18 protein-coding genes are annotated in these 13,149 nt (G+C 70.5%); 1 reads left to right on the top strand and 17 read right to left on the bottom strand.

Annotated elements, in window-relative coordinates:
• Position 1: 1 nt before the first annotated feature.
• From BUB75_RS01545 to BUB75_RS01530, 4 genes are read right to left on the bottom strand one after another with little or no spacing between them, the layout of a single operon-like run.
• Positions 2 to 325, bottom strand: coding sequence for a DUF2469 domain-containing protein (locus tag BUB75_RS01545; RefSeq protein WP_073250651.1), 324 nt, complete (start codon positions 323 to 325; stop codon positions 2 to 4).
• Positions 322 to 1,050, bottom strand: coding sequence for a ribonuclease HII (locus BUB75_RS01540; protein WP_143174982.1), 729 nt, complete (start codon positions 1,048 to 1,050; stop codon positions 322 to 324). The genes BUB75_RS01545 and BUB75_RS01540 overlap by 4 nt, the downstream gene beginning before the upstream one ends.
• A 1-nt stretch (position 1,051) precedes the next feature.
• The gene (locus tag BUB75_RS01535; RefSeq protein WP_073250649.1) at positions 1,052 to 1,534 is read right to left on the bottom strand and encodes an NUDIX hydrolase; all 483 of its coding nucleotides are present in this window, start codon (positions 1,532 to 1,534) and stop codon (positions 1,052 to 1,054) included.
• Between the two features lie 50 nt (positions 1,535 to 1,584).
• A complete protein-coding gene (locus BUB75_RS01530) occupies positions 1,585 to 2,223 on the bottom strand; it encodes a TetR/AcrR family transcriptional regulator (RefSeq protein ID WP_073250647.1) in 639 nt (212 codons plus the stop codon).
• 49 nt (positions 2,224 to 2,272) lie between these two features.
• Between BUB75_RS01530 and BUB75_RS01525 the strand changes: the two genes are divergently transcribed.
• A complete protein-coding gene (locus BUB75_RS01525; RefSeq protein ID WP_073250645.1) occupies positions 2,273 to 2,650 on the top strand; it encodes a DoxX family protein in 378 nt (125 codons plus the stop codon).
• Positions 2,651 to 2,656: 6 nt separating this feature from the next.
• Here the strand turns inward: BUB75_RS01525 and BUB75_RS01520 are convergent, their stop codons facing one another.
• The 13 genes from BUB75_RS01520 to ffh all read right to left on the bottom strand — a co-directional run bounded on the left by BUB75_RS01520 (position 2,657) and on the right by ffh (position 13,137).
• Positions 2,657 to 3,211: an NUDIX domain-containing protein gene (locus BUB75_RS01520; RefSeq protein WP_073250643.1), complete on the bottom strand. Its 555-nt coding sequence runs from the start codon at positions 3,209 to 3,211 to the stop codon at positions 2,657 to 2,659.
• Positions 3,204 to 3,821 carry a signal peptidase I gene (lepB, locus tag BUB75_RS01515; RefSeq protein WP_073250642.1) on the bottom strand — a complete coding sequence of 206 codons (618 nt, stop codon included), beginning with the start codon at positions 3,819 to 3,821 and terminating at the stop codon, positions 3,204 to 3,206. Before lepB (BUB75_RS01515) ends, BUB75_RS01520 begins: the two co-directional genes overlap by 8 nt.
• Positions 3,818 to 5,050, bottom strand: coding sequence for a signal peptidase I (lepB, locus tag BUB75_RS01510; RefSeq protein WP_143174981.1), 1,233 nt, complete (start codon positions 5,048 to 5,050; stop codon positions 3,818 to 3,820). Before lepB (BUB75_RS01510) ends, lepB (BUB75_RS01515) begins: the two co-directional genes overlap by 4 nt.
• Positions 5,051 to 5,336: 286 nt before the next feature.
• Positions 5,337 to 5,693, bottom strand: coding sequence for a 50S ribosomal protein L19 (gene rplS / locus BUB75_RS01505; RefSeq protein WP_073250641.1), 357 nt, complete (start codon positions 5,691 to 5,693; stop codon positions 5,337 to 5,339).
• A 112-nt stretch (positions 5,694 to 5,805) separates the two neighbouring features.
• A complete protein-coding gene (trmD, locus tag BUB75_RS01500; protein WP_073250640.1) occupies positions 5,806 to 6,570 on the bottom strand; it encodes a tRNA (guanosine(37)-N1)-methyltransferase TrmD in 765 nt (254 codons plus the stop codon).
• A complete protein-coding gene (gene rimM, locus BUB75_RS01495) occupies positions 6,567 to 7,073 on the bottom strand; it encodes a ribosome maturation factor RimM (RefSeq protein WP_073250639.1) in 507 nt (168 codons plus the stop codon). Before rimM ends, trmD begins: the two co-directional genes overlap by 4 nt.
• A 3-nt stretch (positions 7,074 to 7,076) precedes the next feature.
• Positions 7,077 to 7,316, bottom strand: coding sequence for an RNA-binding protein (locus tag BUB75_RS01490; RefSeq protein ID WP_073250638.1), 240 nt, complete (start codon positions 7,314 to 7,316; stop codon positions 7,077 to 7,079).
• A gap of 1 nt (position 7,317) precedes the next feature.
• A complete protein-coding gene (gene rpsP / locus BUB75_RS01485; protein WP_073250637.1) occupies positions 7,318 to 7,755 on the bottom strand; it encodes a 30S ribosomal protein S16 in 438 nt (145 codons plus the stop codon).
• A gap of 178 nt (positions 7,756 to 7,933) precedes the next feature.
• Entirely contained in the window at positions 7,934 to 8,620 is a 687-nt protein-coding gene (locus BUB75_RS01480) for a ribonuclease FAU-1 family protein (protein ID WP_218617225.1), read from the bottom strand.
• A gap of 2 nt (positions 8,621 to 8,622) precedes the next feature.
• Positions 8,623 to 10,035: a proline--tRNA ligase gene (gene proS / locus BUB75_RS01475; protein ID WP_073250636.1), complete on the bottom strand. Its 1,413-nt coding sequence runs from the start codon at positions 10,033 to 10,035 to the stop codon at positions 8,623 to 8,625.
• Positions 10,036 to 10,084: 49 nt separating this feature from the next.
• The gene (locus tag BUB75_RS01470) at positions 10,085 to 11,161 is read right to left on the bottom strand and encodes an amidohydrolase family protein (protein ID WP_245806201.1); all 1,077 of its coding nucleotides are present in this window, start codon (positions 11,159 to 11,161) and stop codon (positions 10,085 to 10,087) included.
• 74 nt (positions 11,162 to 11,235) lie between these two features.
• Positions 11,236 to 11,604: an NYN domain-containing protein gene (locus BUB75_RS01465; protein ID WP_073250634.1), complete on the bottom strand. Its 369-nt coding sequence runs from the start codon at positions 11,602 to 11,604 to the stop codon at positions 11,236 to 11,238.
• 3 nt (positions 11,605 to 11,607) lie between these two features.
• Positions 11,608 to 13,137, bottom strand: a complete 1,530-nt coding sequence (gene ffh, locus BUB75_RS01460; RefSeq protein ID WP_073250633.1) for a signal recognition particle protein — start codon at positions 13,135 to 13,137, stop codon at positions 11,608 to 11,610.
• Positions 13,138 to 13,149: the final 12 nt, after the last annotated feature.

Here is a 13,149-nt window from a genome sequence, read left to right as displayed (position 1 = left end):
GTCACGATCCGAACGACGGGTTCCCCGGCAACGAGATGTCGGGCTTGTCGAGCTCCTCGACGTTCACGTCCTTGAACGTCACGACCCGAACGTTCTTCACGAACCGCGCCGGGCGGTACATGTCCCAGACCCAGGCGTCCGACATCGCGACCTCGAAGTACACCTCGCCGTCCGCGTTGCGCACCTGCAGATCGACCGAGTTCGCCAGGTAGAAGCGTCGCTCGGTCTCCACGACGTACGAGAACTGACGGACGATGTCGCGGTACTCGCGATAGAGCTGTAGCTCCATCTCGGTCTCGTACTTCTCGAGATCCTCAGCGCTCATACCTCGTCCTCCACCAAACCATTGTGGCTCACCGCCACCGGCACGAGCGCGTCAGCCCCGGGCTCGGCCGACAGTCGACCGAGATCCGCCGCCGCGACGTTCGCGTACGACATGCGGTGCTCCGGACACGGACCGTGGATCGCCAGGGCCTCCGTGTGCGCTGCGGTCACGTATCCCTTGTGCTGGGCGAAGTCATAGCACGGGTAGGTTTCGTGCAGGGCCGTCATGATCCGGTCCCTGGTGACCTTCGCCAAGATCGAGGCGGCCGCGATGCACGCCGCCACCCGATCGCCCTTCCAGACGGCCAGCCCGGGCAGCCCGAGCCCGGCAACACCGAAGCCGTCGGTCAGCATGTAGTCCGGCCGGATCGTCAGCCGCTCCAGCGCGCGGCGCATCGCGTCGATGTTGCTGCGGTGCAGGCCGCGGGCATCTACCTCCGCCGCCGGAACCACCACCACCGAGTACGCCTCGGCCCGCTTGACCACCTCGTCGTAGACGCGTTCGCGGACGGCCGCGGTCAGTAGCTTCGAATCCGCGAGCCCCGGCACCTCGCCACGGGGCCCGGCCGGGAGTATCGCCGCCGCGACGACGAGTGGGCCCGCGCAGGCACCGCGTCCGGCCTCGTCGGCGCCGGCGACGCGGGTGAATCCGCGCCGGCGTAGCGTCCGCTCGAGGGCGTAGAGGCCGCCGTCGCGGCGAACCACCGCACGCGGGGGGACGAACACGTCAGTCCTCCTTCGCGAGAAGGCCGTCGGTCGGGACGATCACCTGATCGAGTAGATCGGCAAGGTTCGGAGGGTAGACGGTTTCGCCGCTCTCCCGCAGTTCCGCACTGTTCCACCAGCGCGCCTCGCCCATGAACCGGCGTTCCCAGTCGGTCTGGAACTGCCGGTCGACCTCGAACGCCGGGTGGAAGAGCACGAAGTACTGCTGGCGCTGGCGCTGCGGGCCGGTCGAGGTGGGGTACTCGATCTCTTCTTCGAAGACCGGGCCGCGGAACTCCGTCGGTTCGACGACCAGGCCGGTCTCCTCGGTGAGCTCACGGACCGCACCCCAACGAGCGTCCTCGGTGCCTTCCAGGCCACCGCCGGGGGTGATCCACCACGGGCCGTCTTGCGGCCGGTTTGCGCTGGTGCAGCGGAACAGCAGGACCCGTTCGCCGTCAATCACGAGGATTCGAGCCGCTCGCCGCGGAATCGCTTCGTCCATCGGAAGACGAGCCTATCCGTTGTCCGCGCGCGGCCGGGCCCGGCCGTCGATCACGAGGACCGCGCACCCCGGCCCGCCGCGGATTCGCCCCCCGGGCCCGGCGCGGAATCCCCCGCCCGGCCCGCCGCGGAATCCCGGCCGTCGCCGCCCAGGACTCCCGGAACGCTCGGGGCGAGCCCGCCCAGCAGCTGGAGCACCGACCGCAGATCCGCGGCCGGTAGCGCGGCGGCGCTCGCTCCGACGACCACCAGGTGCGGCACGAGCGCGGCGATCCGCGCCGCGTCCTCGTGCGGCAGCACCGCACTCCACCCGTCCTGGAGCACCCGCAGCCGGGCGTCGTCGACCTTCGACATCACGTCGCGGGCGACGTCGTCGTGCAGCGCCCAGGCCCGCATCGCGGTCTCCAGGCGGGCGTCGTAGAGGTCGTCGAGCGCCTCCACGAGCCGGTCGAACAGACCGAAACCGAGTCCCTGCGCCGATCCCGCCACCCGGCTCAGCTCGGCCAGCACCCGCTCCTCGTAGCGCTGCGCGAGCGCCTGCCGGTATCCCGCGGCCCCGGCGAAGTGGTGGTGGAACGACCCCTTGCTCACGCCCAGCTGGGCGGCGATCCGGTCGATCCGGACGCCGGGGAGCCCGTCCTGCGCCAGCACCTCGAGGCCGCGCTCGATCCAGTCGTCTCGTGTAGCCACGGCGCCTCACTCTCCTGGCGGCATACCATACCGTATGGTACGGTGACTCATGGTTACCCTGTCTACGCTGCCGGGGCCGGTCTGGCCGGTCGTCGTCCTCGCGGTCATCCAATTCGGCGACGGGTTGTTCTGCCTCCGGCCGCTCCCGTTCATCGCCGCGTGTTTCGACGACGTCGGATGGCCCCGCCGATTCTGGCGCCTCATGCCGGTGCTCAAGTTCGCCGCCGCCGCGGGGCTGATCGCCGGGATCTGGGTCCCGTACCTCGCGCTGCTGGTCAGCCTGGGGCTGGTCGCGTACTTCATCGCCGCGATCGCGATGCACGTCCGCGCCGAGGACTTCGGACGGAACCTCTTCCTCAACGCGACCGGCATGCTGGTCATCTGCATCGCGGTGACGCTACTCAGCTTCGCCCGGTTGGACGGCTGACGCCGCTCAACACCAGACCGCGAACCCGGCGTCGATCACGTCCCCGGCCCGTAAGCGGGGCACGATCGCCGCCACGCCGTCCGGGAACGTCCGCGGCAACCCGCCGACCTCGGCGAGCGGCACCCACTCCGCGGCCAGGAACGTCGCCTGCTCCTCGGGCGTGTACCGCAGGTCCGCGACCGGCTCCGGCGTCACCGGCGGGCACGCGAGGTGGATCGCCTGCCGGGACCAGCGTCGCCGCCCGAGCCAGAGATAGCTCAGCTCCTGCGTCCACACGGCGGCCGGAACGACGGTGGTGCGTTCCAGCGCGACGCCGGTCTCCTCCCGCACCTCGCGTAACGCGGCGTCGACGGTGTCCTCGCCGGCATCGACGCCGCCGCCGGGCACCTCCCACCACTCCCCCAGATCCGGGTACTCCGGATCACGGGAGCGGACCAGAAGCAGCCGCTCGGCCGGATCGAGGACGAGCAACCGGCCGGAGAGCCGCCACGGGCGCGGTGGCGCACCGGGCGGCTCCACGTCTCCCGCGGGGAGCGGGAGTTCCCAGGCGGCGTCAGCCACCCGAGGGCGCGGGAATCGCTTCGTAGGCCTTCGGCACCGACAGCGTCCCCACCCGGTTCAGCGGCCAGAAGATCACGAACGCACGCCCGACCACCGCGTCCACCGGGATCGTGCCGTACTGGTAGTCGGTGTGGAACCGGGAGTCCGCCGACGACGACCGGTGGTCACCGAGGACGAACAGGCGGCCGGTGGGCACCGTGACGTCGAACGGCTGCGAGGACGGGACGTCGTCCTCGAACAGGTAGTCCTCGGTCAACGGACGTCCGTTGATCGTGATCTTGCCTGCGGAATCGCAGCAGACGATCTTGTCGCCACCGACCGCGACGACACGCTTGATGTAGTCGTCCTTGCTCGGGCCGGCGTCCCACTGCTTGGGAGGAACGAACACGACGACTTCGCCCCGGCGTGGCTCCCGGAAGCGATAGACCATCTTGTTCACCAGCACCCGGTCGTTGATCAGGAGCGTTGTCTCCATCGACCCGGACGGGATGTAGAAGGTCTGCACCAGGAACGTGCGAACCAGCACGGCCACGATCACGGCGACGAGGAGAAGGATCGGGAGCTCGACCCAGAAGGACCGCTGTTTCCGACGGGAGGTCTCGGGCATCACCAGCGCAGCCTACGGCGTCGGAGCGAATCTGGGCGCAACAGCCACCTGGGGGCACGTCCGGCGCAGACCCCACCGAAGGGGCCGAACAGGATGGGCAGAACCAGCAGAGCGGCTGCACCGGTCGGGCTGGCCGCGCTTCGCGGCTCCTTACCCAAGGCTGTCGGCACGTTGCCGAATGTATCTGGCGCCTGCAGCAAACCCCACCGCGACGCGGGCCAAGCGGTCGCATAAGCCTGTCCGATAACCGCTTCGACCGGAATCGTCCCCCGCCACTGGTCGTTGAGGTAGACCCGCGAGTCGGCCGAGGCCGCGCGGTGGTCACCCATCATGAACAGCCGGCCCTCCGGGACCGTGACCGGGCCGAACGGACGCTGCGCGATCGGCGTGTCCTCGAACACGTATGGCTCGACCAGCGGCGAGCCGTTCACCTCGACCCGGCCGTTGGCGTCGCAGCACTGGACTGTGTCGCCGCCCACCCCGATCACCCGCTTGACGAAGTCCTTCTCGTCGGGCGGTGCGGCGCCGATCAGGCCGCCGAGCATCCGCCCGACGGTGGCCAGCGTCCCGGTGTCCTGCGTGATGCCGGACTCCGGCGCCCACGAGTCGGTGCCGCGGAACACCACGACCTCGCCGCGCTGCGGATCCCGCATGTCGTAGACGAACTTGTTGACCAACACCCGGTCGCTGACCAGGAGCGTCTGCTCCATCGAGCCGGACGGGATGTAGAACGCCTGCACGACGAACGTCTTGATGACGGTCGCGAGGACGAACGCGATGATCAGCAGGAGCGGGATCTCCTGCCAGAGCGGCAGCGTGCGACGCCGGCCGCGGCCCGCGTAGGGGCGAGCGCCGGCACGGTGACGCCCGGCGCCGGACCGATCGGCGCCGGAGCGGTCAGCGCTCGCAGAGCGGCGATCGGTGCCACGCGTCTGGCGGTAGTAGGCCGAGTCGTCCTCGGCGGCGTAGCGCTCGGCGTACGGATCCGGCTCCCGATACGGATCGGACGACCGGTACGGATCCGGCGATCGATACGGGTCCGGAGACTGGTACGGATCAGGCGACCGGTACCGATCAGACGACCGGTACGGATCGGCTTCGACGCGACGAGACGGGCGGCCGTAGGGATCCCGGTATCCGTCCCGCTCATCCGCGTACCGGTCAGCCCCATACCGGTCGTCCCGGTAGGGCTCGCCGTAGCGGTCGACCGGAACGTACTCAACGCCACCCATTCGTCCCACACCGGGATCACGGCCGGGCGGCGCGTTGAGTTCGGTACTCCCGGTAACACGCGGGTCGTCGGGGAGCGGGCGACGGGCAGACGGCAACGGACGGCCGGGCCACGCGAGTGATCCCGAGCCGTCCAGTTGAGCCGAAGGCGGTCGCGCCGGGTCGGCGCGCGGATGGCGCCCCAGGCGGCGCGCCAACTCGTCGAAACCCGTTTGGTCGGCCGCTCCCTGCTCGGAGCGGCCGAACCGATCGGGCGCCGTCACGCGAGAACGCGCGGTGTCAGCCGACTCAGCCGGCCGTGGTCTCGCGCTTCTCCTTGATCTTGGCGGCCTTGCCGCGCAGACCACGGAGGTAGTACAGCTTGGCGCGGCGGACGTCACCGCGGGTCACGACCTCGATCTTCTCGATGACCGGGGTGTGCACCGGGAAGGTGCGCTCCACACCGACGCCGAAGCTGACCTTGCGGACCGTGAAGGTCTCACGGGCGCCGGTGCCCTGGCGGCGGATGACCGCGCCCTGGAAGACCTGGATGCGGGACCGGTTGCCCTCGACGACCCGCACGTGCACCTTCAGGGTGTCGCCGGGCCGGAAGGCCGGGATGTCGGAACGCAGCGTCTCGGCGTCCAGTGCATCCAGGGTGTTCATCGCGGCTTCGCTTTCCTCGTCGTCGGGCCGTCTTCGTGCGTCCGCCAGGCGGAGCTGAAGACGGTGAGAATGCAGGCACGCTGCGCCAGCTCAGGCGTCAGCGGCAACTCTCCTACTGTGCCACATCCTGATCCGGAACCGGAAACCCGGCGGAGATCAGTATCTTGCGATCGGACTTGTCGAGCGTCACACCCGGCAGCAGGTCGGGTCGCCGGGCCGCGGTGCGGCGCAGCGCCTCGTCCCGCCGCCAGCGCGCGATCGCCGCGTGGTGTCCGGAGAGCAGGACGTCCGGCACCGGCCGGCCACGCCAGACTTCCGGCCGGGTATAGGCCGGACCCTCCAGCAGACCGTCGGAGAACGAGTCCTGCTCGTGCGACGCGACGTTCCCCAGCACGCCGGGGAGCAGCCGGCCCACGGCTTCCACGATCACCAGCACCGCGACCTCACCGCCGGCCAGCACGTAGTCGCCGAGGCTCACCTCGTCGACCACCATGCGGTCGGCGGCGTACTCGACCACCCGCGCGTCGATCCCCTCGTACCGCCCGCACGCGAACAGCAGCCAGGGTTCGGCAGCCAGCTCGTGCGCGAGCGCCTGGGTGAACGGACGCCCGGCCGGCGTCGGCACGACCAGCCGCGGCTGCGGCCCGCCTTCCGGCGCCACCGAATCCAGCGCCTGACCCCACGGCTCCGGCCGCATGAGCATCCCCGGACCCCCGCCGTACGGCGAGTCGTCCACGGTGCGGTGCACGTCGTGCGTCCACTGCCGGAGGTCGTGGACGCCCAGCTCGATGACGCCGCGGTCGACGGCCTTGCCGATCAGCGACTCGCGCAGCGGCGCCAGGTACCCCGGGAAGATCGAGAGCACGTCGATCTTCACAGGTCGAACAGCCCTTCCGGCGGAACGATCACGACGCGGCCGCCTGGCACGTCGACGGTCGGCACGATCTCCCGCACGAACGGGACGAGCCGTTCCGAGCCGTCGAACGACAGCACCAGGATTTCGCCCGCGGCACTGTGGATGACGTCCACCACCGAACCGAACTCGGCGCCGTCGGTGCCGACCGCGGTGAGGCCGACCAACTCGTAGTCGTGGAACTCGTCCGGGTCGTCCGACGGCGGAAGGTCCTCCGAGTCGACCACGAGGTTCAGACCCCGGATCTTCTCCGCGCCGTTCCGGTCCTGCACGCCCTCGAAGCGGACGACGAGCTTGCCGGAGTGCCAGCGTGCATCGGCGACGGTCAGCGGACCGGCGTCCGCGGGGTCGGTGACCAGCACCGACCCCGCGGCGAACCGTTCGTCCGGCTCGTCCGTACGCACCTCGACCAGGACGTCACCACGGATGCCGTGGGCACGTCCGATCCGCCCCACTACGAGGAGCATGATTCAGCGCAGATCGGTCTCGACCACGTCGACCCGCACGCCGCGGCCGCCGATACCGGCGACCACCTGGCGCAGGGCCTTCGCGGTGCGGCCACCCCGGCCGATCACCTTGCCGAGATCTTCCGGGTGAACCCGAACCTCGAGCACCTTGCCGCGACGGCTGTGCACCAGGTCGACCCGGACGTCGTCCGGGTTGTCGACGATGCCGCGGACGAGGTGTTCCAGCGCTGCGGGCAAGACCACGTCAGGACTCCGAAGCAGCGGGGGTTTCAGCGCTGTCGGACTCGGCCTTCTTCGCAGCCTTCTTCTTCGGCGTGGTGGCGTCGGCCACCGGCGCACCGTCGGCCGCGGCACGGGCCGCCTGGTTGAAGATCTCCTTCTTGTCAGCCTTCGGCGCGGCGACCTTCATCGGCGGCGGGGCCGGCTCGCCCTTGTGCTTCTGCCAGTCGCCGGTGACCCGGAGGATCGCCGCGACGGCCTCGGTCGGCTGGGCGCCGACGCCGAGCCAGTACTGCGCCCGGTCGGAGTCGACCTCGATGAAGCTCGGGTCCTCCTTGGGGTGGTACTTGCCGATCGTCTCGATGACCCGGCCGTCACGCTTGGTGCGGGCGTCGGCGACGACGATGCGGTAGTGCGGCGCGCGAATCTTGCCGAGACGCAGCAACTTGATCTTGGTGGCCACTGGTGTGGATGCTCCTGGGTTTCGGTACGGGTTGGGCCGCCGACGCCACGTGGGGATGATGGTGCGCCGACCCGGCGGACCGAACACCGTGGGTGGGATAGAGGGCCCACACGGTGGTCAGTTCAGCCGCCTATTCTGCCAGATCCGCCGCGGATGCTCCGAATCGGCTCCGGCCCGGTCAGAGCGAGCGGCTCAGCAGGTCCTCGGCGGTGCGGGAGACGACCGGCCGGTCCCACCCGGCGAGCAGCCCCGGAGGCGTCCAGCCGGGGTCGGGCCGGAAGTCGGTGAGCCATCCGTCGAACGGCGGCCGGCCCGCGGTGGCGGCGTCGATCGCAGCGGACGCTTCCAGCCTGGTCCGGTCGCCGACGCGCGCCGATAAGTCACCGGCGCGCACGGCGGCGTCCAACTCGTCTTCGTCCTTGAGCACGCACGAACGGTCCGGCGCGATGACGACGTCCAGCTCCAGATCGTCGGAGTCGAAGCCGGCCGCAGTTGAATCAGCGTCGGCCCAGCGAACCGGCGGCGTCTCGACGTTGACGTACCAGTTGCGGAACCGGCCGTCACCGTCGAAGAACCAGTACACGGTGTGCCACGGAGCACCCGGCGGGATCCACTCCAGCGCGCTGGTGCCGGTCCAGACGCCCGGCCCGGTGTGCCACTCACGGGTGAACCGTTCCGCGAGCGGCACGTCCCGCACCGGACGCCCGTCGGCGAACAACGACGTCCGGGTCGGCGTGTCCTTGGGCAGCCAGAGCAGCGTGCCGTCGGCGTCGTCGGAGACCACGACGCACGGGCGGACCGCCTGCACCACACCACCCCGGCAGTGCCGGACCAGCGCGGTCCGGCCGGGCGTGAAGTAGCTCACGGTCAGTACGACCGGCCCACCACAGCGATCACGTCGGGTTCGGTGTCCGACTCCGGCACCGATCCGTCCGGACGGAGCAGGCAGCGCACCGTGATCGCGTCCTGCGCCAGCCGCGCCTCGCCCCCGTCGGACAGCACGGACCACGGGATCCGCGCCCAGCCGGTGGCGGCCGCCGCGGCCGCGTCCTCGATCGTGGTGACGTCGGCCGTCTTCTCCTCGCGGCGAGCCAACGCCTCGTCGTAGAGCGCCTGCTGGTCCTCGGTGAGCGCGGTGCCGACCGCCGCGGTGACGCCGCCCAGCGCCGTCGGGGTCTTCGTGCCGGGGATGCGGCGGACGAGCGTGACGTTTCCCTCGGCAAGGTCGCGCGGACCGACCTCGATCCGGACCGGCACGCCCTTGAGCTCGGCGTCGATCGCACGGCGTCCGAACGGGGTGTCGGTGCGGTCGTCCAGCTCGACCCGGACGCCCGCGCCGCGCAACTCGGCGACGAGCTTCGCGGCCGACTCCCCGACTCCCGGACCGTCCTTCACGACCATGACGACGACCTGAGTCGGCGCCAACCGGGGCGGCAGCCGCAGCCCGTTGTCGTCGCCGTGGCCCATGATCAGGCCGCCGACCATCCGGGTGGAGACGCCCCAGGACGTCTGCCAGACGTACTCACGCTGGCCCTCGGCCGACAGGTACTGGACGTCGAACGCCTTCGCGAAGTTCTGGCCCAGCTCGTGGCTGGTGCCCATCTGCAGCGCTTTGCCGTCGCGCATCATGCCTTCGCAGGTCAGCGTGTTGATCGCGCCGGCGAACCGCTCCTTGGCGGTCTTCCGGCCGACGACGACCGGAACGGCCAGCACGTTGACCATGAAGTCCTGGTAGACCTCGTGCAGGATCTGCCGGGCGTACGCGCGGGCGTCGTCCTGGGTCGCGTGGCAGGTGTGCCCCTCCTGCCAGAGGAACTCGGTGGTGCGGAGGAACACCCGGGGGCGCATCTCCCACCGGACGACGTTCGCCCAGGCGTTCACGCGCAGCGGCAGGTCACGGTACGACTGCACCCACTTGGAGAACGAGGCGTTGATGATCGTCTCGGACGTGGGGCGAACGACGACCGGCTCCTCGAGCTGCTTGCCGCCGGCGTGGGTGACCACCGCGAGCTCGGGGCTGAAACCCTCGACGTGCTCGGCTTCCTTGCGCAGGTACGACTCGGGGATGAACAGCGGGAAGTACGCGTTCTGCGCCCCGGCGGCCTTGATCCGGTCGTCGACCTCGCGCTGCATCCGCTCCCACAGCGCGTACCCGGTCGGTCGGATCACCATCGTGCCGCGGACCGGCCCGTTGTCGGCCAGTTCGGCCTTCGCGATCACGTCCTGGTACCAGCGGGGAAAGTCCTCAGCCTGCGGCGTGAGAACGGGAGCCTTTGCCATGACGGTTGATCTTAGGGCGTGTCACGAACACTCCGTGACCGAGTAACCGTCAGGCGACCACGCGGCCCCGCAGGATGATGCGGGCGGGCGCTTCCAGCACGCGCAGATCGGTGCGCGGGTCCTCGGGATAGACGACGACGTCCGCGAGCGCACCCTCCTCGATCGCCGGCAGCCCGAGCCACGCCCGCGCTCCCCACGACCCGGCCGCCAGCACGTCGATCGGCGCCATCCCCGCGTCGGCCAGCCGCAGCATCTCCCCCGCGGCGAGCCCGTGCTCGACCCCGCCGCCCGCGTCGGTGCCCACGTAGATCGGGACGCCGGCCTCGTATGCGGCCCGGACCACCGCCGGAAAGCCGGCCCGCAACCGCCGCATGTGATCGGCGTACCCGGGGAACTTCCCCTCGGCGCGATCGGCGATCGAATCGAACGTCGCGATGTTCGTCATCGTCGGCACCAGCGCGGTGCGCTGCGCGGCCATCGCGTCGATCAGATCGAGCGAGAGCCCCGTGCCGTGTTCGATCGAGTCGACCCCGGCCGCGATCAGGCCCGGCAGCGCCGCCTCACTGAACGTGTGCACCGCGACCCGCGCCCCCGCGTCGTGGGCCGCCGTCACCGCCGCGGCGAACGTCGCGTCGTCGTAGGTCGGGCCGAGGTCGCCCGCGCCGCGGTCGATCCAGTCGCCGACCAGCTTCACCCAACCGTTGCCCAGTTTTGCCTGCGTGACAGCGGCGGCCGCGAGCTCCGACGGCTCGCACTCGACGGCGAGGCCGGGGATGTACCGGCGGTGCGGCGCGAGGTGCCGTCCGGCCCTGATCAGCCGGGGCATGTCCGGATCGTCGTCGAGTTCGCGGTAGTCCAGCGGCGAGCCGGCGTCCCGGATCGTCAGGACCCCGGCGTCCCTGTCGATCAGCGCGAGCCGCTTGGCCTCGGCGATCTCGGTCACCGGGCCGCCGGGCACGATGCCCGGGTGGCAGTGCGCGTCGACCAGCCCCGGCAGCAGAAAACCGCCCGACGCGACCGTGGACGCGCCCGGCACCGGTTCGAACGTCAACCGGTCACCGACGATCCAGACGTCACGCTCGACGTCGTCCGGAAGTACCACGCCCCGCAGATGAAGTGCCGTCACCCACGTGATTCTGGCCCACCGCTCTCGAGCGCTGCACATTCCGTGCCGCCCCGGGGGCACAAAATGTGCATCGCTCAGCGCCGCGGGACCGCGCGCGGGCCGACGACGTGAGCGCCGACGGCGCGTACGCGCTCGCGCAACGCTCGGTCGGCGGTCACCACCCATACCGGGCCGTCCGCCGAAGCGGCCACCTCGACGATCGTGTCGTCGCCGCTGCCCGGCGCCGACACGACCTCGACGCCGTCCACGCCGGTGACCCCGCGCGCCGCGCCCTCGACGACCAGTACGACGCGCACGGGCCCAGGAACACCATCCAGCCCGGCATCCGCTACCGGCACCAGCGCGTCCCGCAACCGCACCGCGGCTCCGGCACGATCGCGCCACCACCCGTCCGGCACCGACCCGACGACGTTCGCGCCGTCGACGACCAGCACCGGAGCCAAGGACTACTTCTTCGGCAGCTTCGAGAAGTCGATCTTCGGCATCTCGAACCCACCCGGCAGGGCCTCCGGGGCCGCCGCCGGCGGCGGCTCAGCGGGCAGCGCGCCGGGGAACCCAGCCGGGAAGCCGCCGGGCAGCTGCTGCCGCGGACGACCGCCGCCACCGCCCTTGCGACCCTTCTTTCCCTTGCCCTTCTTCGACGAGCCGCCACGGCGCATCCCGCCGAAGCCCATCTGGCTGGTCATCTGCCGCATCATCTTGCGCGCCTCGAAGAACCGCTCGACCAGCTGGTTCACGTCGGTGACCGTGGTACCGGAACCGTTCGCGATGCGCAGGCGCCGCGACCCGTTGATGATCTTCGGGTCGTTCCGCTCGGCCGGCGTCATCGACCGGATCACCGCGGCGACCCGGTCGAAGTGCTTGTCGTCGAGGTTGTCGAGCTGGCCCTTCATCTGGTTCATGCCGGGCAGCATCCCGAGCACGTTGCTGATCGGGCCCATCTTCTTGACCGCGACCATCTGCTCGAGGAAGTCGTCGAGCGTGAAGTCACCCTCGCCGAGCATCTTCTCGCTCATGCGTTGCTGCTGCTCGGCGTCGAAGACCTGCTCGGCCTGCTCGATCAGCGTCAGCATGTCGCCCATCCCGAGGATGCGCGAGGCCATCCGGTCGGGGTGGAAGACGTCGAAGTCGTCCAGCTTCTCGCCGGAGGACGCGAACATGATCGGCTCGCCGGTGACGTGCCGCACCGACAGCGCGGCACCACCGCGGGCGTCACCGTCCAGCTTGGTCAGCACGACGCCGCTGAAGCCGACGCCGTCCTTGAACGCCTGGGCGGTGGTCACCGCGTCCTGACCGATCATCGCGTCGACCACGAACAGGATCTCGTCCGGGTTGACCGCGTCCCGGATCGCCGCGGCCTGCGCCATCATGTCGGCGTCGATACCGAGGCGACCCGCGGTGTCGACGATCACGATGTCGTGCTGCTGACGCTGGGCGAAGTCGATCGAGCGCCGGGCGACGTCCACCGGGTCGCCGACGCCGCTACCGGGCTCGGGCGCGAACACCTCGACCTCGGCCCGGCCACCGACGACCTGCAGCTGCTGCACCGCGTTCGGACGCTGGAGGTCGGCCGCGACCAGCAGCGGCGCGTGCCCCTGCTTGCGCAGCCAGAGCGCCAGCTTGCCGGCGAGCGTCGTCTTACCGGCACCCTGCAGACCGGCCAGCAGGATCACGGTCGGCGGGTTCTTCGCGTACTGCAGCCGACGGGTCTCGCCGCCGAGGATGCCGATCAGCTCCTCGTTGACGATCTTGACGACCTGCTGCGCCGGGTTGAGGGCCTGGTGGACCTCCGCGCCGCGCGCCCGGTGCTTGACCGACTGGACGAACGCCTTGACGACCGGCAGCGCGACGTCAGCCTCGAGCAACGCCACCCGGATCTCCCGCGTGGACTTGTCGATGTCGGCGTCGGTCAGGCGACCCTTCGCACGGAGCGAAGTGAAGACGGCGGAGAGCCGGTCGGAGAGCGTGTCGAACATCGGTCCTCACGG

It is taken from the genome of Cryptosporangium aurantiacum (assembly GCF_900143005.1).
GTDB lineage: Bacteria > Actinomycetota > Actinomycetes > Mycobacteriales > Cryptosporangiaceae > Cryptosporangium > Cryptosporangium aurantiacum.
The sequence above is the reverse complement of the archived record's forward strand: the minus strand, read 5'-3'. Positions and strand labels throughout refer to the sequence as shown.

Excerpts from the sequence above, each read along its gene's own strand:
- lepB (WP_143174981.1), bottom strand. The coding sequence starts at position 5,050 with ATGGGTGGCGTTGAGTACGTTCCGGTCGACCGCTACGGCGAGCCCTAC.
- proS (WP_073250636.1), bottom strand. The coding sequence starts at position 10,035 with ATGGCAAAGGCTCCCGTTCTCACGCCGCAGGCTGAGGACTTTCCCCGC.
- rplS (WP_073250641.1), bottom strand. The coding sequence starts at position 5,693 with ATGAACACCCTGGATGCACTGGACGCCGAGACGCTGCGTTCCGACATC.
- ffh (WP_073250633.1), bottom strand. The coding sequence starts at position 13,137 with ATGTTCGACACGCTCTCCGACCGGCTCTCCGCCGTCTTCACTTCGCTC.
- BUB75_RS01545 (WP_073250651.1), bottom strand. The coding sequence starts at position 325 with ATGAGCGCTGAGGATCTCGAGAAGTACGAGACCGAGATGGAGCTACAG.
- BUB75_RS01525 (WP_073250645.1), top strand. The coding sequence starts at position 2,273 with ATGGTTACCCTGTCTACGCTGCCGGGGCCGGTCTGGCCGGTCGTCGTC.
- rimM (WP_073250639.1), bottom strand. The coding sequence starts at position 7,073 with ATGCTCCTCGTAGTGGGGCGGATCGGACGTGCCCACGGCATCCGTGGT.
- BUB75_RS01535 (WP_073250649.1), bottom strand. The coding sequence starts at position 1,534 with ATGGACGAAGCGATTCCGCGGCGAGCGGCTCGAATCCTCGTGATTGAC.